Annotated in this window: 20 protein-coding genes; 10 read left to right on the forward strand and 10 right to left on the reverse strand. The window is 65.6% G+C overall.

Going from position 1 to position 23,966, the window contains the following annotated elements:
* Positions 1-2 precede the first annotated feature (2 nt).
* Positions 3-1,457 carry a TrkH family potassium uptake protein gene (locus PA6_RS17930; RefSeq protein WP_021702375.1) on the forward strand — a complete coding sequence of 485 codons (1,455 nt, stop codon included), beginning with the start codon at positions 3-5 and terminating at the stop codon, positions 1,455-1,457.
* Between the two features lie 346 nt (positions 1,458-1,803).
* On the opposite strand, the gene PA6_RS17935 is transcribed toward PA6_RS17930, so the two are convergent.
* A complete protein-coding gene (locus PA6_RS17935; protein ID WP_021702376.1) occupies positions 1,804-2,805 on the reverse strand; it encodes an AraC family transcriptional regulator in 1,002 nt (333 codons plus the stop codon).
* Positions 2,806-2,929: 124 nt separating this feature from the next.
* On the opposite strand from PA6_RS17935, the gene PA6_RS17940 reads away from it, so the two are divergent.
* Positions 2,930-3,247 carry an Mpo1-like protein gene (locus PA6_RS17940; RefSeq protein WP_021702377.1) on the forward strand — a complete coding sequence of 106 codons (318 nt, stop codon included), beginning with the start codon at positions 2,930-2,932 and terminating at the stop codon, positions 3,245-3,247.
* 159 nt (positions 3,248-3,406) lie between these two features.
* Positions 3,407-4,789, forward strand: a complete 1,383-nt coding sequence (locus PA6_RS17945; RefSeq protein ID WP_021702378.1) for an adenylate/guanylate cyclase domain-containing protein — start codon at positions 3,407-3,409, stop codon at positions 4,787-4,789.
* A gap of 46 nt (positions 4,790-4,835) precedes the next feature.
* Here the strand turns inward: PA6_RS17945 and PA6_RS17950 are convergent, their stop codons facing one another.
* The gene (locus PA6_RS17950) at positions 4,836-5,867 is read right to left on the reverse strand and encodes a glycosyltransferase family 4 protein (RefSeq protein WP_021702379.1); all 1,032 of its coding nucleotides are present in this window, start codon (positions 5,865-5,867) and stop codon (positions 4,836-4,838) included.
* Positions 5,864-6,673 (reverse strand): UDP-2,3-diacylglucosamine diphosphatase, encoded by an 810-nt coding sequence (locus PA6_RS17955; protein WP_021702380.1) that lies wholly within the window; start codon positions 6,671-6,673, stop codon positions 5,864-5,866. Before PA6_RS17955 ends, PA6_RS17950 begins: the two co-directional genes overlap by 4 nt.
* A gap of 133 nt (positions 6,674-6,806) precedes the next feature.
* On the opposite strand from PA6_RS17955, the gene PA6_RS17960 reads away from it, so the two are divergent.
* The 3 genes from PA6_RS17960 to PA6_RS17970 all read left to right on the forward strand — a co-directional run bounded on the left by PA6_RS17960 (position 6,807) and on the right by PA6_RS17970 (position 8,893).
* On the forward strand, positions 6,807-7,556 hold the full coding sequence (locus PA6_RS17960) for an AraC family transcriptional regulator (RefSeq protein WP_021702381.1): 750 nt from the start codon (positions 6,807-6,809) through the stop codon (positions 7,554-7,556).
* 89 nt (positions 7,557-7,645) lie between these two features.
* Positions 7,646-7,981 carry a tRNA-binding protein gene (locus PA6_RS17965; protein ID WP_021702382.1) on the forward strand — a complete coding sequence of 112 codons (336 nt, stop codon included), beginning with the start codon at positions 7,646-7,648 and terminating at the stop codon, positions 7,979-7,981.
* A gap of 39 nt (positions 7,982-8,020) precedes the next feature.
* On the forward strand, positions 8,021-8,893 hold the full coding sequence (locus PA6_RS17970) for a DMT family transporter (protein WP_021702383.1): 873 nt from the start codon (positions 8,021-8,023) through the stop codon (positions 8,891-8,893).
* Positions 8,894-8,896: 3 nt separating this feature from the next.
* Here the strand turns inward: PA6_RS17970 and PA6_RS17975 are convergent, their stop codons facing one another.
* From PA6_RS17975 to recQ, 5 genes are all read right to left on the reverse strand, one after another.
* Complete coding sequence (locus PA6_RS17975) at positions 8,897-9,175, reverse strand: SelT/SelW/SelH family protein (protein ID WP_043216957.1); 279 nt, start codon at positions 9,173-9,175, stop codon at positions 8,897-8,899.
* A gap of 45 nt (positions 9,176-9,220) precedes the next feature.
* On the reverse strand, positions 9,221-9,655 hold the full coding sequence (locus PA6_RS17980) for a MarR family transcriptional regulator (RefSeq protein ID WP_021702385.1): 435 nt from the start codon (positions 9,653-9,655) through the stop codon (positions 9,221-9,223).
* A 119-nt stretch (positions 9,656-9,774) separates the two neighbouring features.
* Positions 9,775-10,779 (reverse strand): DUF2804 domain-containing protein, encoded by a 1,005-nt coding sequence (locus tag PA6_RS17985; protein ID WP_021702386.1) that lies wholly within the window; start codon positions 10,777-10,779, stop codon positions 9,775-9,777.
* Between the two features lie 85 nt (positions 10,780-10,864).
* Positions 10,865-12,025 carry a GGDEF domain-containing protein gene (locus tag PA6_RS17990; protein ID WP_021702387.1) on the reverse strand — a complete coding sequence of 387 codons (1,161 nt, stop codon included), beginning with the start codon at positions 12,023-12,025 and terminating at the stop codon, positions 10,865-10,867.
* A gap of 105 nt (positions 12,026-12,130) precedes the next feature.
* Entirely contained in the window at positions 12,131-14,263 is a 2,133-nt protein-coding gene (recQ, locus tag PA6_RS17995; protein WP_021702388.1) for a DNA helicase RecQ, read from the reverse strand.
* Positions 14,264-14,408: 145 nt separating this feature from the next.
* Between recQ and PA6_RS18000 the strand changes: the two genes are divergently transcribed.
* The 4 genes from PA6_RS18000 (at position 14,409) to lapD (ending at position 18,135) form a co-directional block, all read left to right on the forward strand.
* The gene (locus PA6_RS18000) at positions 14,409-14,996 is read left to right on the forward strand and encodes a UPF0149 family protein (RefSeq protein WP_021702389.1); all 588 of its coding nucleotides are present in this window, start codon (positions 14,409-14,411) and stop codon (positions 14,994-14,996) included.
* A 9-nt stretch (positions 14,997-15,005) separates the two neighbouring features.
* Positions 15,006-15,410 (forward strand): YbaN family protein, encoded by a 405-nt coding sequence (locus PA6_RS18005; RefSeq protein WP_021702390.1) that lies wholly within the window; start codon positions 15,006-15,008, stop codon positions 15,408-15,410.
* 70 nt (positions 15,411-15,480) lie between these two features.
* Positions 15,481-16,179, forward strand: coding sequence for a cysteine protease LapG (gene lapG / locus PA6_RS18010; RefSeq protein WP_021702391.1), 699 nt, complete (start codon positions 15,481-15,483; stop codon positions 16,177-16,179).
* 9 nt (positions 16,180-16,188) lie between these two features.
* A complete protein-coding gene (lapD, locus tag PA6_RS18015; RefSeq protein ID WP_021702392.1) occupies positions 16,189-18,135 on the forward strand; it encodes a cyclic di-GMP receptor LapD in 1,947 nt (648 codons plus the stop codon).
* Positions 18,136-18,192: 57 nt separating this feature from the next.
* On the opposite strand, the gene PA6_RS18020 is transcribed toward lapD, so the two are convergent.
* Positions 18,193-18,534: a hypothetical protein gene (locus tag PA6_RS18020; protein ID WP_021702393.1), complete on the reverse strand. Its 342-nt coding sequence runs from the start codon at positions 18,532-18,534 to the stop codon at positions 18,193-18,195.
* A 77-nt stretch (positions 18,535-18,611) separates the two neighbouring features.
* Positions 18,612-23,966: T1SS-143 repeat domain-containing protein (locus PA6_RS18025; protein ID WP_021702394.1), on the reverse strand; the 5,355-nt coding region annotated here is incomplete at its 5' end.

The raw sequence follows: 23,966 nt of genomic DNA on the forward strand, positions 1-23,966 counted from the left end.
CCTTGTCCCTCTCCAGCCTGCGCACCCTGGCCTTCATCAACGGCATTTTCCTGATCACCCTGGCGGTGAGCATGCTGGTGCCGGTGGGCACGTTGCTGGTGTTCGAGCAGACCCGCGGCATCAATGCCTTCCTCTGGTCCAGCCTGATCACCTTCATCGCCGGTATCGCCCTGGTCGCCCAGGGGCGCCCGCAGGAAGGCCAGCTGCGCCCGCGCGACATGTACATGCTGACCGTGTCGAGCTGGGTGATGGTGTCGATCTTCGCGGCGCTGCCGTTCATTTTCGCTGAACACGCGAGCATCACCGACGCCTACTTCGAAAGCATGTCCGGCATCACCGCCACCGGGGCGACCATCTTCACCGGCCTGGACAGCATGTCGCCGGGCACCCTGATCTGGCGCTCGCTGCTGCACTGGCTAGGCGGCATCGGCTTCATCGCCATGGCCGTGGCGATCCTGCCGATGCTACGCATCGGCGGCATGCGCCTGTTCCAGACCGAATCCTCGGACCGCTCGGACAAGGTCATGCCGCGCTCGCACATGGTCGCCAAGTACATGGTGGTGGCCTACGTCGGCCTCAGCGGCCTGGCCGTGCTGGGCTTCTGGCTGGCCGGCATGGGCGCGTTCGATGCGGTCAACCATGCCATGTCGGCCATTGCCACCGGCGGTTTCTCCACCTCCGACGCCTCGCTCGGCAAGTGGCAGCAACCGGCCGTGCATTGGGTGGCGGTCGTGGTGATGATCCTCGGCAGCCTGCCCTTCGTGCTCTACGTCGCTACCCTGCGAGGTAACTACCGGGCGCTGCTGCGCGACGAACAGGTGCGCGGCTTCATCAAGGTGCTGCTGATCAGCTGGCTGGCGCTGGCCAGCTGGTACACCCTGACCACCGAACTGCACTGGCTGGAAGCGCTGCGCCTTGTGGCGGTGAACATCACCTCGGTGATGACCACCACCGGCTTCGCCCTGGGCGACTACCACCTGTGGGGCCCCTTCGCCAGCATGATCTTCTTCTACCTGGGCTTCGTCGGTGGCTGTTCCGGCTCCACCGCCGGCGGCCTGAAGATCTTCCGCTTCCAGGTCGCCTACATCCTGCTCAAGGCCAACCTCAAGCAGCTGGTGCACCCGCGCGCGGTGATCAAGCAGAACTACAACCGCCATCGCCTGGACGAAGACATCGCCCGCTCGATACTGGCCTTCTCCTTCTTTTTCACCATCACCATCGCCGTGCTCGCCCTGGCCCTTACCCTGTGCGGGCTGGACTGGATCACCGCGCTGACCGGCGCCGCCGCCACCGTCTCCGGCGTCGGCCCGGGCATGGGTCCGATCATCGGCCCGGCCGGCAACTACGCCGGCCTGCCGGAGATCGCCAAGTGGCTGCTGACCATCGGCATGCTGCTGGGGCGCCTGGAAATCCTGACGGTACTGGTCCTGCTGTTCCCCGCCTTCTGGCGCCACTGAGGCGCCACGCAGCAAAGCTGCTGCGCGTCCCGCTGGCGTCGTTGCGTCCTCGCTCCAGGCTCGCCTAGCAGGCGCTATGTCTCGCCTCTCGCTGCGGGACGCCTAGCCAGCAGGCCTGCTCGCTACGCTTTACCGCGCGGCGCAGCGCCGAGCCAGCCGAAGCGCGCTCGCGACGGTCGGAACGGATTTTTCGCCCAAAACGGGCTCCCCCAAAGCACGCCACCTGATACCACGGAGGTGCCACTCCCTCTCCCCCCAGGAGAGGGCTGGGGTGAGGGATAGGCAACGAGCGGCCTGGGGGCCCCTCACCCTCGACTCCTCCCCCCTAGAAGGATTGAGGGAGGCATCACAGCCGCGCGCGGTACTCGCCCGGCGTCGCGTCGAACCAGCGGCGGAAGGCGCGGAAGAAGTTGCTGGGGTCGGCGAAGCCGAGCAGGTAGGCGATCTCCAGCAGTGGCAGGTTGGGCTGCGCCAGGTACTGCTCGGCCAGCTCGCGGCGGGTGTCGTCGAGCAGTTGCTGGTAGCTGGTGCCCTCCTCCTGCAAGCGCCGCTGCAGGGTGCGCTCGGACAGCAGCAACGCCTGGGCCACCGCCTCGCGCTTGGGCTCGCCCTGCGGCAGCAGGCGGCACAGCACCTGGCGCACCTGATGGGTCACCCGGCTCTCCGAGAAGCGCGCCAGGTACTCACCGGCGAAACGGTCGTGCAGCTGCGCCAGCGCCTCGTTGGCACTGGGCAGCGGCGCTTCCAGGTCGGCGCGCGCGTAGAGCAGCGAATAGTGCTCGGCATTGAACTGCAGCGGTGCCTGGAACACCTGCCGGTACAGTTCCAGATTGGCCGGCGGTGGCCCCTGGAAGCTGACCCGCAGCGGCGTGATCGGCTTGCCGGTGAGCCAGCGGCAGAAGGCCAGCGAGTAGGCCAACGAGGCCTCGGAGCTTTGCCGAGCCGGCGGCAGTCGATCGCCGTGGATCGCCTGGATCAGCTCGAAGCCTTCCGGCAGCGCGCGCAGGCTGAGGTCAGAGCCTTCGGCGATGATCCGCTGGTAGCGCACCAGGCGGTTGAAGCCCTCCAGCAGGTTGCGGCTGGACATCAGCGCGTAGCCCACCACATGGAAGGACGAGGGGCGCACCACGCTGGCCATGTTCAGGCCGATCGCCGAGTTGCCCGAGGTTTCCACCGCCAGGTGCCAGAGGCGGGTCATGCCATCCTGCGGGAAGCGCGCGTCCGGATCGCTCAGGGCGGCGTAATCCAGGCCCAGGCGGGCGAACAGCTGGCGGCAGTCGACGCCGCCCAGCTCCAATGCCTGGACGATGCCGGAAGCCCAGCTGGAGGAAGTGGTACGTTCGCTCATGATTCTTCTTGTAGTGGCTAATGCACGGTCTGGCGCCGAGAGGATACTAAACTGGCACTGTATGTCACTGGCCGCAGGAGACAGCTCGCCTAGACTGCCGGTCAACAATGACAGGAGGTACGCCATGAGCGCTGAAACCACCGCCCGCTTCACCAGCTTTGCCGAGTTCTACCCCTACTACCTGCAAGAACACAGCAACGACGTGTGCCGCCGCCTGCACTACGTCGGCAGCCTGCTGGTGCTCAGCATCCTCGGCTACGCGCTGTTCACCCAGCAATGGCTGTGGCTGCTGGCCCTGCCCTTTGCCGGTTATGGCTTCGCCTGGGTCGGCCACTTCGTGTTCGAGAAGAATAAGCCCGCCACCTTCAAGTATCCGCTGTACAGCTTCATGGGCGACTGGGTGATGCTCAAGGATGCCTTCACCGGGCGCATCCGCTTCTGAGCGATGGGCCGGGTGGCGCCCGTCGTCCGGCCCGCGCCATTCGGCACCCGACGCTGGTCCTGTGACCGGCGTCCCGTTATGATCCCTGCCTGGCTCGCCTCTTGCAGAGCTGCCAAACGCCCACCAGAGGCGTCAGAAATTCAGCAGGGATAGTCGCAATTGAATAAAAATGCCGTGCCCCGGGCGCAGCCTGCCCCCTTGCTCCGTGAATACTACTCGCGGGTCCTGGCCTATATCGCTCCGGCTGCGGCCGTGGCCGCCGGAACCTATGTCAACCATTTCGGTTACGACATCCTGTGGCTGGTGCCCTACGCCCTGCTCTACCCGCACCTGGCCTACCACCTGGGCAACCGTTTCAAGCGCGACCATCCGCAGCAGACGGCCCTGGTGCTGACTTTCGTCGATTCCCTGCACGCGGGAGCCGCCGCCGTGCTGATGAGCTTCTCGGTGGTGCCGACGCTGATGTTCCTGCTGACCCTGGCCTTCAGCTCGCTGATTGCCGGCGGTTTGCGCAGGATGGGCCTGGCGCTGCTGGTGGCGACCGGCAGCATGGCCCTGAGCTTCGCCCTGATCCAGCCGGAACCACGCGTCGCCACGCCCAGCCTGGTAGCCCTCACCAGCATCCTGCTGACCACTCTATATATCTGCATCGCCGCCTACTTCGTCCACGAACAGGGCATGCGCCTGACCCTGGCGCGCAGCGAGATCAAGCGCGAGCAGGAGAAAGCCGCGCGGCTGGCGCGCAACCTTGCAAAGTACCTGTCGCCGCAGGTCTGGGAAATGATCTTCAGCGGCAAGAAGCACGTGCGCCTGGAAACCCAGCGCAAGAAGCTCACCGTGTTCTTCTCCGACATCAAGGGCTTCACCGAGCTGTCCGAGGAGCTGGAAGCCGAGCAACTCACCGACCTGCTCAACACCTACCTCAACGAGATGTCGAAGATCGCCCTCAAGTACGGCGGCACCATCGACAAGTTCGTCGGCGACAGCGTGCTGGTGTTCTTCGGCGACCCGACCAGCCAGGGCGCCAAGAAGGACGCGCACAATGCCGTGTCGATGGCCATCGCCATGCGCAAGCACATGAAGGTGCTGCGCCAGCAGTGGCGCGCCCAGGGCATCACCAAGCCGCTGGAAATCCGCATGGGCCTGAACACCGGCTACTGCACGGTGGGCAACTTCGGCGCCGACACGCGCATGGACTACACCATCATCGGCCGCGAAGTGAACCTGGCCAGCCGCCTGGAAAGCTCCTCGGAAGCCGGCGAGATCCTGATCTCCCACGAGACCTACTCGCTGATCAAGGACCTGATCATGTGCCGCGACAAGGGCCAGATCACGGTCAAGGGCTTCAGCCGGCCGGTGCAGATCTACCAGGTGGTCGACCACCGTCGCGACCTCGGCGCCCGCTCCAGCTATGTCGAACACGAGCTGCCCGGCTTCTCCATGTACCTGGATACCAACGGCATCCAGAACTACGACAAGGAGAAGGTCATCCAGGCGCTCAGCCAGGCTGCCGAGAAGTTGCGCGACAAGGTCATCCTGTAACGCCAAAGCCGCCTCCGGGCGGCTTTTTCATCACCCGCTGCCAGGCTCAGGCCTGCGCCGGCAGCCAGTCTTCCTGCGCCAGTGGCTCGCCATCGAGCAACGCCTGGCTGGCCAGGAACTCCAGGGCAGAGGCGCGCCAGGACTGCCGCGCGGCCTGCTCAGCGCAGATCGCGCGATCCAGCTGCAGCGCCGCCCGGCACGCCTGTGCCAGGTCCTCGTCCATCACCCCGGTCACGCCCGCCTGCAACACATCCAGCGGCCCGGCGACCGGGAAGGCCGCCACCGGCGTGCCGCAGGCCAGGGCCTCGAGCATCACCAGGCCCAGGGTGTCGGTGCACGAGGGGAACACCAGCACACTGGCAGCGGCGAACTGCGCCGCCAGGGCTTCGCCACTCAGGTAACCGAGAAACTGCGCCTGCGGATAGTCGCGCTGCAGCTCGGCGCGCTGCGGACCGTCACCAACCAGGCATTTGCGTCCGGGCAGCTCCAGCTCGAGAAAGGCCCGCAGATTCTTCTCCGCCGCCAGTCGGCCAACATAGAGAAATACCGGCTCGCCGGCCTCGCGCGGCCGCGCGCGAAACAACGCGGTATCCACCCCCTTGTGCCACAGGCGCAGGTGGCGCAGGCCATGACTGGCGAACTCCTCGCGCAGGCGCTCGGTGCTCACCAGCACCGCCTGGCTCGGCCGGTGGAAGCGACGCAGGTAGGCATAGCCCCAGCGCAGCGGAATGCGCGGCCAGCGGGTATGCACATATTCGGGGAAACGCGTGTGGATGGCACTGGAGAAGGCCAGGCCGCGACGCTTCAGCCAGCGCCGCGCGGCCCAGCCCAGCGGCCCCTCGGTGGCCAGGTGCACGCAGTCCGGGCGGAACTCGCGAATCGCCGGACCGACCCGCCACAGGTCCCACGCCAGCGGAATCTCCGCATAACTCGGGCACGGCAGGCAGCGGAAGTCCTGCGGCGACAGCAGCTTGACCAGGTGCCCCATGGCACGCAGTTCGCTTACCAGTGCCTGCAGGCTGGTGACCACGCCGTTGACCTGCGGCGCCCAGGCATCGCTGACGATGAGAATCCTCATGCGGCCTGCCCGATCACCGCCACTTCGGCGGCCTGCGTCTGATCCTCGGCCAGCCGGTAGAGCTGGATGCTGCCGTCCAGGTGTTCGATCAGCGCCGAGCAGGACTCCACCCAGTCGCCACAGTTCATGTATTCCACGCCGCCCACCGGGCGAATCTCGGCGTGGTGAATGTGGCCGCAGACCACGCCATCCAGGCCGCGCCGCACGCACTCGTGGGCGATGGCCTCCTCGAAGTCACTGATGAAGTTCACCGCCGTCTTGACCTTGTGCTTGAGGTAGGCCGACAGCGACCAGTAGCCGTAGCCCCAGCGCTCGCGCCAGTGGTTGAGCCAGCGGTTGAGGGTCAGGGTGAACTCGTAGGCGGAGTCGCCGAGGAAGGCCAGCCAGCGGTGGTAACGGGTGATCACGTCGAACTGGTCGCCGTGGATCACCAGCAGCTGGCGACCATCGGCCGTGGTGTGCACCGCCTCGTCGACCAGCTGGATGTTGCCGAGGATCAGTGTCGAGTAGCGGCGCAGGAACTCGTCATGGTTGCCGGTGACGTAGATCACCTCGGTGCCGCGCTTGCTCATGGTCAGCAGGCGGCGGATCACGTTGGTGTGGGCCTGCGGCCAGTAGATGCCGCCGCGCAGTTTCCAGCCGTCGATGATGTCGCCAACCAGGTACACGCGGTCGGCCTGGTAGCGCTTGAGGAAGGCGGCCAGGCGCTCGGCCTGGCAATCGCGGGTTCCCAGGTGGACATCGGAAATCCACAGGGTGCGGACGTGCTGCTTGCGGCTGGGCTTGCTGCGCTCGGCGATGCTCATGGGCGGCCTCCGGCTGGGTTTGGCCAAGCGTGCGCCGGCGCAATGAAGCGTCCATGACGGCCCCGTGACGATTGCATGACGCCCAATCGGGCTGCCGCGCCATGTACACTGACCGCTCGATCAGGAGTTCGCCATGTCCCAGCTGCTCTCCCTGCGCCACTACCACCACGAACAGATCGCCCACAGCCATGACCACGCCCAGCTGGTGTTCGGCCTGTCCGGGCGGCTCGATTTCGAGGTGGCCGGGCACGGTTGCCAGGTGTCCAGCATGAGCCTCGCGGTGGTCCCGCCCGCCACCCACCATGCCTGCGCCAGCCCCCTGGGTAGCCGCTGCCTGGTGCTTGACGTGCCGTTCGATGGCTGGCTGCAGCAGCGCCTCGGCCACCATGCCGACAGCAGCCGGCGCCTGCTCGATCGCCCGGGCCGGGTGCAGCTGACCCCGGCCCAGAGCCAGCTGGTCAACTGGCTGGCGGCCAGTCCGATCAACGACGAAGTGATCGCCCAGCAGGGCGCCGCCCTGCTCCTGGCCAGCCTCGGCAATGCCGGCGCGCAGCCGCTGGCGGCGCCGGGGCTGCCACTGGCGAGCATCGATGCGCATATCGACCGGCATTGTGCGCACCCGCTGCAGGTGGCCGACCTGGCGCGCCTGTGCAGGCTTTCCAGCGCGCGCTTCCACGCCCGCTTCCTCGCCGAGACCGGGCGCACGCCCATGGAACACGTGCGCCTGCGGCGCCTGCAGCTGGGCCGCGAGCTGCTGCTGTCCAGCCGTCTGGCAGTTGGCGAGGTGGCCGCGCGGGTCGGTTATGGCTCGCAGAGCGCCTTCACCGCCGCCCTGGCCCGCGAGTTCGGCCTCACCCCACGCCAGCTGCGCGCAGGCGCCTGACGCGAGACGCGCAACAAAGCCCGCGAGCCGCGCGACAGACTTGCCGGCCACGGCCACCTAGACTGTGCCGATCAGTCAGGAGTCAGCGTATGCAGACCATCGAATGGCAGGACTTCGAACGCGTCGAGCTGCGCGTCGGTACCCTGCTCAGCGCCCGCCCCAACGACAAGGCGATCAAGCCGGCCTACGTGCTGGAGGTGGACCTCGGCGAGCTCGGGGTGAAGACCTCCAGCGCCCAGCTCACCGCGCACTACAGCGCCGCCGAACTGGTCGGCCGCCAGGTGCTGTGCGTGTGCAACTTCGCCCCCAAGCGGGTGGCCGGGGTGCGCTCGGAAGTGCTGGTAACCGGTGTCTACGACCAGGATGGCAAGGTGGTGCTGGCCAGCTTCGACCGCCCCCTGCCCAATGGTGCCCGCCTGGCCTGAAGCTGCGCCGCCCTCACGCTCTCTCGATCTGGAATCCCCATGCAGCACCGTACCGCCCTCTTCGCCCTGCACCTGGGTGCCCTGTTCTTCGGCCTCTCCGGCATCTTCGGCAAGCTGGCCCTGGCCGCCCCGCTGGTCATCGTGTTCGGCCGCGCGCTGTTCGCCGTCGGCGCCCTGGTGGTATTCGCCCGCATCGGCGAACCACGGGCGCAACTGAGCTGGCGGCGACGCCTGGCCCTGGCCGGCGCGGGCCTGCTGCTGGGCGGGCACTGGTGGGCGTTCTTCATCGCGGTGAAGGTCTCCGGCGTGGCGGTGGCCACCCTCGGCTTCGCCAGCTTCCCGGCCTTCACCGTGCTGCTCGAAGGGCTGCTGTTCCGCGAGAAGGTGCGCCGGGCCGAATGGGGCGTGGTGGCCCTGGTCAGCCTCGGCCTGGTGCTGGTCACGCCGAACTTCGACCTGGGCAGCGATGCCACCCTCGGCCTGGCCTGGGCGGTGTTCTCCGGGCTGCTGTTCGCCATGGTCTCGGTGACCAACCGCGCCACCACCGCCGGGGTAAAGCCGGCGCAGGCTGCGCTCTGGCAGAACCTGGCGATACTGCTGGCGTGCCTGCCGTTGGCCTGGTCGGCACTGCCCACGGTACGCGCGCTGGACTGGCTGTGGATCGCCCTGCTCGGCCTGCTCTGCACGGCCCTGGCACACAGCCTGTTCGTCGCCAGCCTGCGCGTGCTCAATGCGCGCAGCGCGTCGGTGGTGTTCGCCCTGGAGCCGGTCTACGGCATCCTCTTCGCCTGGTGGCTGTTCAGCGAGCAGCCCACCCTGCGCATGCTCTTCGGCGGCGCGCTGATCCTGCTGGCCACGCTGGTCTCGGCACGCCTGAGCCGGCATGCGGCCGACGTGAAGGACATCGGCTAAGACTTAACGGTCGATGTGACCAAGATTGCGCTCGGGTTCGATCAGGTCGCGCAGGCGCTGCTTGAGCTCCTTGGCCTCGGGGAAACCGCCGTCGGCCTTGCGTTCCCACAGTTGTACGCCATCACAGACAATGCGGAACACCCCGCCGGTGCCCGGCTGCAGGCTGACCATGCCCAGCTCGTCGGCGAAGGTGCTGAGCAGCTCCTGGGCCAGCCAGGCCGCTCGCAGGAGCCACTGGCACTGGGTGCAGTAGGTGATGACGACCTCGGGTTTGCTGGACATGGCGCGCTCCGCGACTGAAGGAGGCGCCATGATAGCGCCGCCGGATCAGCCTTTCTCCAGGTTGCCCAGGATACGGGCGTGGATGTCCTGGCACAGGCGCTGCTCTTCCTCGCTGACACCGGCGAACAGCTCCTTGCGCAGCTGCACGGCGATGCTCTCGATGCGCTCGATCAGCGGGCGCGCCTTGGGGCTGAGCACGACCTTCTTGGCGCGGCGGTCTTCCGGCACGGCAATGCGGCGCACCAGCTCCTGCGCCTCCAGGCCGTCGAGCAGGCGGGCCAGGGTCGGCCCCTCGACGCCGACCGTCTGCGCCAGCTCGCGCTGGGTCGGCGGCTCCTTGAGCAGCGCCAGGTGCAGCAATACCAGCCAGCGCGCCTGAGACAGGCCCAGACCGGACAGACGACGATCCAGCTCGGCGCGCCAGGCGCGGGAAAGCTGGGCCAGTTGCATACCAAAACTGTGTTGCGCAAAGTTCTGCATAGTTGACTCTCGCTGGTCCTCGCCACTGCCCGCATCCCCTGTTTCGAGCGGACAGCAGAAAAACCTAATTATTAGTCAACTAACCATAACTCCAGAAAAGCCCGCCGCCAAGCCCGCCGTTACCATTTGACATACTGGTCTTCGACGAAGCCCCAGAGGTTGTCGATCAGCACCGGCGCGCGCCCCGGCGGACGCAGCACGCCCTGAAAGCAGCCGAACAACTGCTTGAAGTTGCTGGCCAGCAGGCCCAGGTTCAGCTGTTCACGGTGCAGGCCATGGCCACGGAATTCCAGCTCCACCTGGCCATCGCCGGAAACGATGCGCCACGGCTGCAGGGGCTCGTCGCGGTTGAACTGGAAATGCACGCCGCCGACCTGCAGCAGTTCGCCATCCAGCCAGTAGCAGTTCTCGCTGAAACTGGTCTCGTTGACCCCACAGGACAGGTTCAGGCCGACCCGCGTGCCTTTCACCTCGCCGGACAGGCAGGCCCAGTTCCAGAAGGTTTCCGGGCGCATGTAGCCGGCCGACCAGTCGTGGTGGGCAAAGGCGTTCAGCGCCGTCAGGTCGAAGTCCCCCAGTGCGCTGCTCACACTGCCGCGACAGCGCACGCCGGCCACTTTCTGCGCATAGACCCAGCCGTTGACCGCCGTTGGCGTGCAGATGCACATGGGCTGGAACTGCTGTTCGCTGAAACTCGCCTCGATGCGCGTGCCGTCATCCAGCTCGACCAGCAGATGTTTGTCGCTGCCGCGGTTGTCCAGGCGCAGCAGGTTGGCGCCGCTGCGCAACTCGCACAGGCCGTCGTTGGGCTGCTGCGAAAAGCGCGTGGCATGCCCCAGCGGCCGCTTGAACTCACGCTCGATCATGCGCCCGCTGGCCGGATGGAACAGGTAGACGAAACCGGCGGTGAGCAGGCTGATGTCGGCCAGCGCGCAGCCGCCGATCAGCTCGTCGCTGACCAGGCCGAAGTACTGGAACTGGTGAAAACGCCGCCATTTGGCCAGCGCGCCCAGGCGCCGGCCCATCGGCGAGCGGAAATCGAAGTCACGCCAGTTCACCTCGCCCGGTGCGGCCGGGAAGATGCCGTAGTGCGGTTGGCCATTGGCCTGGATCAGTCGTTCCATGAAAAGCGCCGGCAGGGGAAAGTCCCGATGCTAGCAGCCGCCGCCACGCCGGTGAGGGACCGTTGGCGCCAGCGTCTGTGGCGCTTCAGGTCACCACCTGGTTGCGGCCGAACGCCTTGGCCTCGTAGAGCGCGCGGTCGGCGTGCTCGAACAGGCTGTCCGGTGTTTGCTGGTTGCCCGGCTGCAGGCAACAGAGGCCGATGGACAGGGTCAGGACCGGCGCCGTCAGCGAGGCCTCGTGGGCGATTGCGCGCGCCTCCACGGCCTGGCGCAGCACTTCGGCGCGCTGGCGCGCCTCTTCCGGGGCGATGTCGTAGAGCAACACGGCGAACTCCTCGCCCCCCAGGCGCACGGCCAGGTCCAGCGGGCGCCGGGCGGCCTCCAGCAGTACTGCGCCGACCTGCTGCAGGGCCTGGTCACCCGCCTTGTGACCGTAGCGGTCGTTGTAAGCCTTGAAATGGTCGACATCGCACAGCAGCAGCGCCAGCGTGCGTTCCTCGCGCTGCGCCTGGCGCCACAGGCGGGCCAGCACCCGATCGAAACTGCGCCTGTTGTGCAGGCCGGTGAGGCTGTCCTGATGGGCCAGCACGCTCATCAGTCGGCTGACCAGAAAATACTCGCGCGACTTCAGCTCCAGCACATAGCAGCCCAGCGCGCCGATCAGATTGCCCACCACCAGAAACAGCAGGTTGTTGTACAGCCGCGCCGGCTCCAGCCCGCCAAGCCACTCGAACAGGCCGTATGCCAGCAGCACCAGCAATGATGTCACCGCTGCCTCGACCAGGCGCAGGCCGACCAGGAAATAGGCGGCGATGCACACCAGCAGCAGGCCTTCATAAGGGAAGAAAGGATCCTGGCCATGCCCCAGGGCGATGATGGCCGCCGCGCCCAGGCCCATGGCACCGATACAGGCGATGCTCAATGGCACCAGCAGCTCACGATGACTGCGCCGCAGGATCAGCCGGCCGCAGAACAACAGCAACAGCGCCACGCCCAGACGAATGGCCAGCAGGGCGAACAGCAGGGGCCCGTCGATCATCCAGATGTCGACGCCAGCGAAGGCCAGCCACACCAGCATCGCCACGCAGACCGCCAGACGCCTCAGTTCGAGGGTGTCGCGCAGCTGGTAATCGCGGTACTCCCACTCCAGCGCCGGCGCGAAACGCAGGCGGCGATAGCCGCGCGCCAGCTGCTCGGCATAGGGGCTGGAATGGACGTCGGCCAGCCAGTCGGGGTTGAACGGCACCAGAGCCTCACAGATTGATGGCGTAGTGCCACCCTAGCCTGTCGAGAAAGCCGTCACAAGTTGCCAGCCAGAGGATTGGCGTAAAGATTCGTTAACGCCGCGACGTCAGGCTTCGAACTCGGCCTGCAGCGCCGCGCGCACGCAGTGCAGCACGCCCTCCGGCACCTGCCCGGCGAACTGTTCGGCCACCGCGGCCACCGGCGGCAGCTCGCCCTCGCCATCGAGGAAGGCATCCTGGATCTCGCCGAGCAGCTCCTCCGGCAGGTCCAGCGCCTGCTCCAGCGACAGCTGCTGGCTGGCGATGGCCTCGGCCAGCAGGTTGTACACGCTCTTCTCGCCGCAGTTGAGCTGGCCGGCGATCTGCGCCGGGGTCATGCCGGCACGGGCCAGACTGACCAGTTCGTGGCGCAGGTCGGTGACCGCCCTGGGCGCCTCGGCGGACGCGCCGCCATTGAGCACGTCGAGGAACGCCTCGCCATAACGCTCCAGCTTGCGCGCGCCGACGCCGCTGACCTGGGCCATCTCACTGAGGCTGCGCGGCTGGCTGCGCAGCATTTCCAGCAGCGTGGAGTCGGGGAAGATGACGTAGGGCGGCACGCTGTGCTCTTCGGCCAGCTTACGGCGCAGGGCGCGCAGCGCTTCCCACTGTTCGCGTTCCTCGCCACGCACCAGCTGGCTGGCACTGCTGCCGCTGGCCTTGGCCGCCTGCTGCGGCTTGAGGTCACGACGCAGCTCCAGGGTCACTTCCCCGCGCAGCAGCGGGCGGCAGGCATCGGTCAGGCGCAGGCCGCCGTAGCCCTCCAGGTCGACATCGGCCAGGCCGCGCGCCACCAGCTGGCGGAACAGGGTGCGCCAGTCGCCCTCGGTCAGTGCCTTGCCGATGCCGAACACCGGCAGGTGCTGGTGGCCGGAGGCACGGATCTTGTCGTTCTCGCGCCCCAGCAGGATGTCCACCAGGTGGCCGACGCCATAGCGCTGGCCGCTGCGGTAGATGGCCGACAGGGCCTGGCGCGCCGGCTCGGTGGCGTCCCAGGTCTGCACGTTGTCGACACAGGTGTCGCAATGGCCACAGGGCTTTTCCAGCACTTCGTCGAAGTAGGCCAGCAGCGCCTGGCGGCGGCAGCGCGTTTCCTCGCACAGCGCCAGCATGGCGTCGAGCTTGTGCTGCTCGATGCGCTTGTGCCGTTCGTCGCCCTCGGAGTTGGCCAGCATCTGCTTGAGGAACACCACGTCCTGCAAGCCGTAGGCCATCCAGGCATCCGCCGGCAGGCCGTCGCGCCCGGCACGGCCGGTTTCCTGGTAATAGGCTTCCAGGCTCTTGGGCAGGTCCATGTGGCAGACGAAGCGCACGTTGGGCTTGTCGATGCCCATGCCGAAGGCGATGGTCGCCACCATGATCAGCCCTTCCTCGTTGAGGAAGCGCTTCTGGTTGTAGGCGCGCAGTTCGTTGGGCAGGCCGGCGTGGTACGGCAGCGCGGGGAAGCCCTGGGCACTGAGGAACTCGGCGACTTCCTCCACTTTCTTGCGCGACAGACAGTAGACGATGCCGGCATCGCCCTTGCGCGCGGCTAGGAAGGCCAGCAGCTGCTTGCGCGGCTGATCCTTGGGCTGGATGCGGTAGAAGATGTTCGGCCGGTCGAAGCTGGAGAGGAAGCGCTCGGCCTCCTGCAGGTGCAGGCGCTGGGCGATTTCCTCGCGGGTGCGCATGTCCGCCGTGGCGGTCAGGGCGATGCGCGGCACGCCGGGGAACAACTCGGCAAGCTGGCCCAGCTGCAGGTATTCGGGGCGGAAGTCATGGCCCCACTGCGACACGCAGTGCGCCTCGTCGATGGCGAACAGCGCCAGCTGCGGCAGGCGCTGCAGGAAATCCAGCATGCGCGGCTGCACCAGGCGTTCGGGCGCCAGGTAGAGGAACTTGATCTCGCCGCGGCGGACGCGCTCGGCAATGCCGCGCTGTTCCTCGGCGCTCAGGGTGGAGTTGAGCGCCACCGCGGCCACGCCGAGTTCGTCGAGGGTGGCGACCTGGTCGTCCATCAGCGCGATCAGCGGCGAGACGATCACCGCCAGCCCCTCGCGCAGCAGACCCGGCACCTGATAGCACAGCGACTTGCCGCCGCCGGTGGGCATCAGTACCAGGGCATCGCCACCACCGGCCACGCGATCGATGATCGCCGCCTGGTTGCCCCGAAAGGCGTCGTAACCGAAGACATCTTTGAGAATGCGCAGCGCGGCGAACATGGGCGACGGGATCATCCGGAGAGTGAAGAAACGGCCGCGCAGTATACGCGAGCCTGGCAGACGACAGGCCATCGCCTGTCGGCCGTGCTTTTGCCGGCACAGGCGGCTAGAATCCCGAAGATTACTCACTCAAGGTAGTTCCACGATGTCCTTCGCCGAGCAATTGTCCCGCCTGCAAGCCTTCCTCGATGCCGATGACCTGCATGAGGAAGCGCTGGACTACGTGGCCGCCCATGGCTACCTGACCGCCCTGTGCATCTGCCCTGACCAGGTGCCGGAGCGCGAATGGATCGACGCCCTGTTCGCCGAACCGCCGCATTACCGCAGCGACATCGAGCGCGAGGAAGTGGAGATCACCCTGCAGCTGCTCAAGGCCCACATCGCCCGCCAGCTGGCCAGCGACGACGAGCCGGAGATTCCCTGCGAGCTGGACCTCGGCGACGAGCCGGATGACTCCGACCTGCGCGGCTGGTGCATCGGCTTCATGGAAGGCGTGTTCCTGCGCGAAGCCGTGTGGTTCGAGGACGCCGAAGACGAAGTCAGCGAACTGCTGCTGCCGATCATGGTCGCCTCCGGCCTGTTCGACGAGCAGCCCGAGTTCGCCGAGATCGCCCGTGATCGCCAGCTGGTGGACACCATGGTCGAGCAGATTCCCGAGCTGCTCACCGCCCTGTTCCTGCTGTGCCAGGCGCCGGAAGAGAAACCCGCGCTGCTCAAGCCCCGCCACCACTAAGCCGCGCCCATGGCGCACAGCGACATCCCGCAGAGCCGTCACCGCAGCGTGCGCTACACGCTGCTGGCCATCGGCTGGCTGAGCGTGCTGCTCGGGGTGATCGGCATCTTCGTCCCGGTGCTGCCGACCACGCCCTTCCTGCTGCTGGCGGCCGCCTGCTTCGTGCGCAGCTCGCGGCGCTTCTACCTGTGGCTGGTCAACCACAAGCACCTCGGGCCGTGGATTCGCGACTACCTGGAAGGCAACGGCATCCCGCTCAAGGGCAAGGTCTACGCCATCGGCCTGATGTGGGCGAGCATCGGCCTGTCCTGCTACCTGGTACCGATGCCCTGGGCGCGCGCGTTCATGCTTACCAGTGCGGTGTTGGTGACCCTCTACATCCTGCGCCAGAAGACCCTGCCGGCACGCGACTGAACCTGGCGCGCGACGGCAAAAACCCCAGCGACTGCCTACACTTTCTCCACCTCCCGTGGAGAGCACCTTCATGCCGTTGCGGCCGCATATTCAGGGACGAGCCAGGAGTCTGCCGGCAGGCCGGCTGTTGCTCGGCGCCCTGCTCGGCCTGCTGCTGGCGCTGACAGCAAAGGCCAGCTGGGACTTCGGCCTGATCCTGCAGAACGCCGAGCAGCGCTACGGCGGGCTGGGCGTGGCCAAGGGCCGGATCGAAGCCTGGGACGAGCTGATCCGCGCCAGTGAGGGGCTGCCCGAAAACGAGCAGCTGGCCGCGGTCAATCGCTTCTTCAACCGCCAGTACCGTTTCTCCGACGACATTCGCAACTGGCGCCAGAACGACTACTGGGCCACCCCCGTCGAGGCGCTGGTCAAGGGCGCCGGCGACTGCGAGGACTACTCCATCGCCAAGTACTTCACCCTGCGCCGCCTCGGCGTGCCCGCCGACAAGCTGCGCATCACCTACGTCAAGGCGCTGCGCTACAACCAGGCGCACATGGTGCTGACCTACTACGCCAGCCCCGGTGCAGAGCCGCTGGTGCTGGACAACCTGATCGGCGAAATCCGTCCGGCGTCCCAGCGCAAGGATCTGCTGCCGGTCTATGCCTTCAATGCCGAGGGCCTCTATCTGCCGGGGCAGACCGGCAAGAAGAGCGATACCAAGAAACTGTCGCGCTGGCAGGATCTGTTGAAGAAGATGCGAGCCGAAGGCTTCGACATCGGAGAAGGTTAGGAGAGGCCTATGTCCCTGTTGAAACAGCTGTTTCTCGCCATCTGCCTGTTCCTCGTGGTGGCGTTCACCGGCAGCTTCATCGCCAGTGTCGAAACCTCGCGAGAGCAACTGCTCAGCCAGCTGCGCTCGCACGCCCAGGACGCCGCCACCGCGCTGGGGCTGTCGATGACGCCGCATGTCGACGACCCGGCGATGATCGAGCTGATGGTCAGCTCGATCTTCGACAGCGGCTACTTCGCCACCATCCGCGTGGTGCGCATCCCCAGCGATGAAGTGATAGTCGAGCGGCGCACCACCACCACCTCGGACCGCGTCCCGCAGTGGTTCGTCGACCTGGTGGACCTCGAGCCCGAAGGTGGCGACGCCCTGATCATGCGTGGCTGGGAACAGGCCGCCCGGGTCGAGGTACTCAGCCATCCGCAATTCGCCCTGGCCAAGCTGTGGGACAGCGCCATCGGCAGCGCCCTGTGGCTGCTGTTCTGCGGGGTGGTCAGCGCCATTCTCGGTGGCTGGCTGCTACGCACCCAACTGCGCCCGCTGGACAACATGGTCAACCAGGCCCAGGCCATCAGCCGCCGCGAATTCCTCACCCTGCCCCGCGTGCCACGCACCCCCGAGCTCAAGCGCGTGGTGCTGGCGATGAACCAGATGGTCGAGAAGCTCAAGCAGCTGTTTGCCGAAGAGGCCGCACGCAGCGAGAAACTGCGCGAGGAGGCCTACCAGGACAGCCTCACCGGGCTGGCCAACCGCCGCCTGTTCGAGATCAAGCTGGCCAACCAGCTGGCCATCACCGAGCAGAACGCCGCCGGCTACCTGATGTTCCTGCGCGTGCACGACCTTGGCGGCCTCAACCAGCGCATGGGCGGACAGAAGACCGACGCGCTGATCTACAGCATCGGCGAGCTGCTCAAGCGCCTGCTGGAACAGCGCGGCACGCCGGAGTGGCTGGCCTCGCGCAGCCGCGGAGGCGAGTTCACCCTGCTCGCCCCAGGGCTGGTCGGCGAGGATGCCGACCGCCTCGCCGAGGAACTGGTGGAAGGCCTGGAGAGCCTGCGCCAGACCGGCGCCAGCGACTGCATACCGGTGGCCCACCTGGGCATCGCCGCGTTCAAGCCGGGCGAGGAAATGGCCAATGTCATCGGTCGCGCCGACCAGGCCCTGGCCCAGGCGCAGAGTCATCCCGAGAAACCCTGGGAGCGTCTGGACGATTTCAACGCCAGTGCCGGCCAGGGTCTGCACGATTGGCGGCGCTGGATCGACGACGCACTCAACCAGGGCATGCTGCAGCTGTACTTCCAGCCGGTGGCCACCTGCGCCGATACCGGCCGCGTGTTGCACCAGAAGGTACTGGCGCGCCTGCTCGACCCGCAAGGCGAAGCCGTGGCCGCCGGCCGCTTCCTGCCCTGGATCGAACGCCTGGGCTGGGCGGCGCGCTTTGACCTGGCCATGCTCGAACACAGCCTGGCGCACCTGGCCAAGTACCCGCAACCGCTGGCCCTCAGCCTGTCCGCCGCCACCCTGCGTGATGCCGCCAGCCTGAACCCACTGCTCGATGTGCTCAAAGCCAACCCGCAGCAGGCCGAACTGATGACCCTGGAGCTGGATGAACGCTACCTGCCACCACCGGCTGAGCTGGAGAAGCTCAGCCAGCAGGTACGCGAAGCCGGCTATCACCTGGGCCTGCAGCACTTCGGCGGTCGTTTCAGCCTGATCGGCAACCTGACCCACCTGGGCCTGGCCTACCTGAAGATCGACGGCAGCTACATCCGCGCCATCGACCGGGAGAACGACAAGCGCGCATTCATCGAGGCGATCTTCCGCGCCACCAACAGCATCGACCTGCCGCCGATAGCCGAGATGGTGGAAACCGAAGGCGAACTCAACGTGCTCAAGGAGCTGGGCATCCACGGCGCCATGGGTCGCCTGATCGGCGCACCCGCCCCCTGGCAGGGCTGACCGGGCAGCATCACCACGCAAAAAAAGCCCGCCATGACGGCGGGCTTTGTGTATCGCTTAGATCAGTTGGTGATCATCATCACCGAGCAGGCCACTGAGCCCCTCGATCTCGGCACGGGTCACCGCCCGCCTGTCCAGCTTGCGCCGCGCGGCATCCGGCAGATCGGTGTAGCGGATCACGCCCTTCTCCACCAGCACGCTGACCACGTCCTCCAGCACCCGCACCAGCTCCAGGTCGGACTCCTTGAGGCTGGCCAGGCGTTCCTTGACCTCTTCGCGCGCCGCCAGCCAGTTGTGCAGCTCGTCACTCTCGACCGCCAGCGTTTCCGTCATCCCCTCGAACGGATCATGCTCCACCCGCAGCAACCGCCCTTCGGCATCCCTTTGCACGTACACCATGTGGTTTCCTCCAGGCATAAAAAGGCCCGCTACCCCACAAGGGTAGCGGGCCGATCGCATAAACGCCCCTCGGTGGTTTAAGCCACGTCGACCTTCAGCGTACCGTCGCCCAGCATGCCAAGTATGGTGCCGCTTTCGCCACCGCCATACAGGGTCAGCAGGTTAACGTCATGCAGGACGATGGTTTGCTCGGTTGATGTTGCCGGGTCCGCAGCGAAGGTCTGACTGACCTTGAGCACCGTGTCTACCAGAGCCCCATTACCGCCCACGTTGGCCGTGCTGATATCGATGAAGTTGAGCAGGTTGCCGATGTCACCTGCCTGCCCATGCTCACCGGACAACAGTTGCGACAGATCAAGCTTGTCGCCCTGCGTATTGCCGTTGAAGTTATGGACAAAGCCCTGAATGGTATCGGTACCGTTATCGCCGGCTTTCCACTGGTAGGTGTCCTTGTCGGCACCACCGATCAGCAGGTCGTTACCGAGCCCACCGATCAGCAGGTCGTTACCGGCACCGCCATCCAGGGTATCCGCTCCAGCCAGACCCGCCAGGGTGTCATTGCCCGCCAGACCATTGAGCGTGTCATTACCGGTCGTACCCTGTATGGCATCAGCCAGGGCAGTACCGTTGAACACATTGCCGGCTTCGATGGTGACATGCAGATTCACGCTCGAAGTGGCATCGTTGTCGGCATCCTGCACTACCACCTGGAAGTCGAGGTCCGCATCAACGGTGGTGGTCTGGGTCTTGATGAAGCCGATATCGGAGACCTTGACCACATCGTTGTCGCTTTGGTCATCGAAGTCGGTGAGGTTGTCGAAGCCATCATTGAAGTCGCGGTCGTAGTTGATCGCGACATTGGTGGAGATGCCTTCGACCGACGTCAGAATTTGCGCCCCGTAGATCTGCCAGCTCTCACCGGGGGCGTTGTAGTCATTGCTCTCGATGACGATCGCACCATCGTTGTTGTCCAGGGTGATGCCATAGAGGGCTAGGGCCGCCAGTGCCGGTGCACCGCTGAAATTGCGGTAGATGTCGCCGTTGCTGACGACCAGCGCCCGGGTGGTGGTAAGACCTCCGGCACCGACCAGCTTCAGCACGATCACCAAATCCTCATTGTTGATGCCATCGAACTTCAGGTAGACGCCATCAGCACGGCCGGTCGGGGTCAGCCCCAGGTTGCCGGTCGGGTTGGAGGTATAGAAGTTCAGGTCCAGCACTTCTCCCTTGCCAATGGTGTCGCCCGCCACCCCGTTCTCGCTGTTGGACAGCGAGACGTAGGAACTCGTCTGGGTGAAGGTCTCACCATTGACGAAGACGTTGGTGTTCGTGCCTCCCGTCTGCAGGTTGTTGCTACCGGTGCCACCACCGGTCTCGGCGTAGCTCCTGAACTGCACGAAGAAGTCAGTAGCCAGCTGAGAAACGGCCACCTCCGGATTGGTGGCATCCACCGTGCTTCCACCCGGCACATAGCCCGTAATACCCAGCGAAGCGCTGGTTTTCAGAACCTGGAAGCCCTCGATCGGCCCGTCCAGCGTCACCGTGTAGGTGCCGTTCACCTTGTCGAAGGTCAGGGTACCGGTAGCCTCTTCCTTGACGCCGGGGTTGGCCGGGTTCGGCGCGTAGTCGAACTCGATATCGAAGGTTGCGGTGGTAGCACTCTCCGATACCCAGGTCACCGATTGCGCGCTGATCGCTACGCCACCGACATTGCCCGTCAGCGCGATGGACTTGAAGTCCGAGTCCGCCGCACTGAAGGGGCCGCTGCCACGAGTATCGGCACCGGTGCTGTAGTCGAACACGCCGGTAGCTCCGCCCGGGTTGCCACTGTTGGAGTACACCAGGTTCGAGGTTGCCAGGATCGCCGGCACGTCGTCCTCGACCTGGATCAGCAGATCACCGGCCAGCGGCACCGGATTGCCGCCGTTGGTGGCCTTGACTGCCTCGGTCAGGTTCAGCGTGAGGATTTCGTTGTCGTTGCCGTTGGCCAGCGGATGATCCAGCGGGCCGCTGAGCGTAAAGGTGTAAGCGCCATTGGCCTGCACCACCAGGGTGAAGATGGTGGCCGCGCCCGCCATCGCCGTCAGGGTATTGCCGACGACGTTGTAGGTGACGGCCACCCCATCGGAGGTCAGGGTCGGCAGGAACGCCGGCGAGCTCTGCAGGCTGAAGGTGGCGGGACCGTTGCCGATCAGCAGCTCGGTCAGGCTGCCGGTGGCAACCGTGGTCTGCAGATCGTTATCGGTAATGCCACCGGGCAGTTCGTCCTCGTCCACCCTGCCGATTACCGGTGCAGCATCCTCGATATTGACCGTCAGCGTGGCCTGCGACGGGTCGCCGTCCTTATCGATGATCACGTAGTCGAAGCTCTCGCTGGTATCCGACGCAACGCTCTGCGGCGCAACGTAGCTCCAGGTGCCGTTGGTGAAGTTGAAGCTCAGTTTGCCACCCAGATCGGTGACGATGTTGCTCAACTGGCTACCGGCGATGCTACCTCCCGTACTCACCGCAATGGTGCCCACGCCGTTCCAGGTGTAGGTAACCCCATCGATCTCGATCGACAGCACCCGACCGGCGCCATCGGCGCCAAAGGCATCGTCGTCACCGCCACCCACGGCATTGTTGTTGCCAAGCAGGACGTTGCCGCCGACCACATTTCCGGAGATCTGGCCAAGCAAGGTATCGATAAGATCATCGAAGTCAGCCACCAGAATCGGCGAACCACTGCCGTCCAGATCGACGTCCTGCAGGCGCGTGCTATTGATGCCGTCACCCACACCAATGGTGGTGACGTTGATGCCATTGCTGTCGATGAAGTTGTTCCAATCCGTCGCCGTGCCACTCTGCAACGAGTTGTTCACACCAGTATCGACGTTCGGATTGCCGTCGCTGATGAAGAATACCTGGTTGCTCCAACCCGGGATCGGGTCATAGACATCCATGGTCTGCTCAACCGCCGCCGTGAAGTTGGTATTGCCGTTGAACGGACGGTTGGCCAGGATGTTGTCGACCAGCGACTCGAAGGCCGCTAGCGAACTGACCGCCGTGTAGGAGGTAGCGCCTGTGGAGAAGGCCACGATGGTGATCTGTACAGAACCGTCGGTGCCATTGAACAGCGCCTCTCCCGAAGCCCGCACCGCTTCCATCATGGTGGCGAATTCGGTGCCATTGATACTGCCGCTCGAGTCCAGGACGAAGGCGACGTTGAAGTCCTTGCCGCTGGACTCGGCAACGATGGCCGTGTCGTTCTGTGCGACCGGCGTATCGTCATCGACGTTGACAGTCAGCGTGCCGTTGGCGGTGTCGCCGTCCTTGTCGGTGACCTGGTAGCTCAGCGTGAACGACTGATTGTTCTCCAGATCGGCATTGGCATGCTGGATCGGGGCGTTCTGGGTCACGGTGTAGGCACCGGTCGCGGTGTTCAGCGTCAGTGTCAGGACCGTGGTGCCACCCTGTTTGACCAGCAACTGCGAACCGTCCGGGCTGGCCTGGTAGGTGAACCCGCCCGGGGCACCGGAAGCCAGCCATTTCACCGAGCCCGCGCCGTCGGCGCCGAAGTTGTGGCTCAGGTTGCCGACAACATTCAGCGCATTGACGTCATCGGTCCCGGCAGGACCACCCGCTATGCCGCCCGCCAGGGCATCGTCGTCCAGCTGTACCGTGTCATTGGCGCTGACGATCGGCACATCGTCCTCGATCTGCACCAGGAACTGACCGGCCAGCGGTACGGGGTCAACGCCATTGCTGGCCTGCAGGATGCTGGCGAAATCCAGCACCAGCAGCGCATCGTCGTCATTGCCACCCGGGGCATGATCAAGCGGTTTCAGCAGGGTAAAGGTGTAGTCGCCGTCGCTTTCCAGCTGCAGGGTGAATACCGTCGGCCCGGCTGCACCCGCCTTGGCCAGCAGGGTATTGCCCACCACGCTGTACACCAGCGGCGTACCGCCCGACGAGGCGCCATCCAGGCCGGTGGTGACAGTCGACAGACTGAACTGCACGCCGACGGCCGGCCCGACTACCAGGTTGGCCACACTGCCGGTGGCGACCGTGGTCACCGCGTCGTTATCGGTGATACCGCCGGGCAGCTCATCCTCGTCAACCTTGGCGATGACCGGGCTGATGTCCTCGACATAGACCGTGAGGGTGGCTTCGGAGGGGTCGCCGTCCTTGTCGACGATGACATAGTCGAAGGTCTCGACCTTGTCGCCACTGCCGGTGCTGGGCGCACGGTAAGTCCAGGCACCGGTGGCGAAGTTGAAGTCCAGCTCGCCGCCGCCCAGCGTCGGGATGTCGGTCAGCTGATTACCCAGGATATTCGGCCCGCTGCTCGGGTCGATCACCCCGGCGCCATTCCATACATAGGTGATGCCGTTGATCTCGATGGACAGAATCCGACCCGCACCGTCGGCGCCATAGCCGTCGTCGTCGCCGCTACCGCCATTGTTGACGCCGTCGCTGCCATGCAGCACGTTGCCGTTGACCAGACCACCCACCACATCGTCGAGCAGGGTGTCGACCAGATCGTCGAAATCATCCGCCCGTAGCGGGTCGTTGTTCGGACCGGCATCCAGGTCCACATCCTCCAGACGCTGGTCGACGATGCCGTCACCGATGCCGATGGTGGTCACGGTGATGCCGTTGCTGTCGATGAAGTTGTTCCAGGCAGTCGCCGTGCTATCGGCCAGCGAATTACCGCCGGTGCCCGTCTGCTGGTTGGGGTTACCGTCGCTGATGAAGACCACCTGATTGTTCCAGCCCGGCAGGGGCGTGAACGTATCCATGGTCTCTTCGATGGCATCGGTGAAGTCGGTGCCATTGCCAATGGTGTTGGGCCGCACGCCGCCCGGCTCGGACGGATTGAGGGCGTTGACCTGGGCTGCGAAGGCGGCCGCGCTGTCAAACGGCCCGAACGACAGTGCACTTTCCGAGAACACCACCAGCTGGACCTGTACGGCGCCACCGGCGCTGGCGAACAGTTCCTGACCGGCCGTGCGCACGGCGTCCAGCATCAGATTCAGCTCGCTGGTGCTGATGCTGCCGCTGAAGTCGAGGACGAACACCATGTTGATGTCCTCGGTCTGCCCCGTGGAGACGTAGGCCACGTCATCCTGGGCTACCGGCGTGTCGTCGTCGACATTCACGGTCAGCGACCCGGTGGCGGTATCACCATCCTTGTCGGTGACCTGGTAGGTCAGAGTGAACGGCTGATTGTTCTCCAGATCGGCATTGGCATGCTGGATGGGCGCATTCTGGGTGACGGTATAGGCACCGGTCGCGGTGTTCAGCGTCAGTGTCAGCACCGTCGTGCCGCCCTGCTTGACCAGCAGTTGCGAGCCGTCCGGGCTGGCTTGGTAGGTGAAGCCACCCGGTGCACCGGAATCCAGCCATTTCACCGTACCGGCACCGTCGGCGCCGAAGTTGTGGTTGAGACT

It is taken from the genome of Aquipseudomonas alcaligenes NBRC 14159 (assembly GCF_000467105.1).
Taxonomy (GTDB): domain Bacteria; phylum Pseudomonadota; class Gammaproteobacteria; order Pseudomonadales; family Pseudomonadaceae; genus Aquipseudomonas; species Aquipseudomonas alcaligenes.

Excerpts from the sequence above, each read along its gene's own strand:
- lapD (WP_021702392.1), top strand. The coding sequence starts at position 16,189 with ATGTCCCTGTTGAAACAGCTGTTTCTCGCCATCTGCCTGTTCCTCGTG.
- PA6_RS18000 (WP_021702389.1), top strand. The coding sequence starts at position 14,409 with ATGTCCTTCGCCGAGCAATTGTCCCGCCTGCAAGCCTTCCTCGATGCC.
- PA6_RS17975 (WP_043216957.1), bottom strand. The coding sequence starts at position 9,175 with ATGTCCAGCAAACCCGAGGTCGTCATCACCTACTGCACCCAGTGCCAG.
- PA6_RS18020 (WP_021702393.1), bottom strand. The coding sequence starts at position 18,534 with ATGGTGTACGTGCAAAGGGATGCCGAAGGGCGGTTGCTGCGGGTGGAG.
- PA6_RS17965 (WP_021702382.1), top strand. The coding sequence starts at position 7,646 with ATGCAGACCATCGAATGGCAGGACTTCGAACGCGTCGAGCTGCGCGTC.
- recQ (WP_021702388.1), bottom strand. The coding sequence starts at position 14,263 with ATGTTCGCCGCGCTGCGCATTCTCAAAGATGTCTTCGGTTACGACGCC.
- lapG (WP_021702391.1), top strand. The coding sequence starts at position 15,481 with ATGCCGTTGCGGCCGCATATTCAGGGACGAGCCAGGAGTCTGCCGGCA.
- PA6_RS17940 (WP_021702377.1), top strand. The coding sequence starts at position 2,930 with ATGAGCGCTGAAACCACCGCCCGCTTCACCAGCTTTGCCGAGTTCTAC.
- PA6_RS17935 (WP_021702376.1), bottom strand. The coding sequence starts at position 2,805 with ATGAGCGAACGTACCACTTCCTCCAGCTGGGCTTCCGGCATCGTCCAG.
- PA6_RS17980 (WP_021702385.1), bottom strand. The coding sequence starts at position 9,655 with ATGCAGAACTTTGCGCAACACAGTTTTGGTATGCAACTGGCCCAGCTT.
- PA6_RS17960 (WP_021702381.1), top strand. The coding sequence starts at position 6,807 with ATGTCCCAGCTGCTCTCCCTGCGCCACTACCACCACGAACAGATCGCC.
- PA6_RS17955 (WP_021702380.1), bottom strand. The coding sequence starts at position 6,673 with ATGAGCATCGCCGAGCGCAGCAAGCCCAGCCGCAAGCAGCACGTCCGC.
- PA6_RS17950 (WP_021702379.1), bottom strand. The coding sequence starts at position 5,867 with ATGAGGATTCTCATCGTCAGCGATGCCTGGGCGCCGCAGGTCAACGGC.
- PA6_RS17985 (WP_021702386.1), bottom strand. The coding sequence starts at position 10,779 with ATGGAACGACTGATCCAGGCCAATGGCCAACCGCACTACGGCATCTTC.
- PA6_RS18005 (WP_021702390.1), top strand. The coding sequence starts at position 15,006 with ATGGCGCACAGCGACATCCCGCAGAGCCGTCACCGCAGCGTGCGCTAC.
- PA6_RS17970 (WP_021702383.1), top strand. The coding sequence starts at position 8,021 with ATGCAGCACCGTACCGCCCTCTTCGCCCTGCACCTGGGTGCCCTGTTC.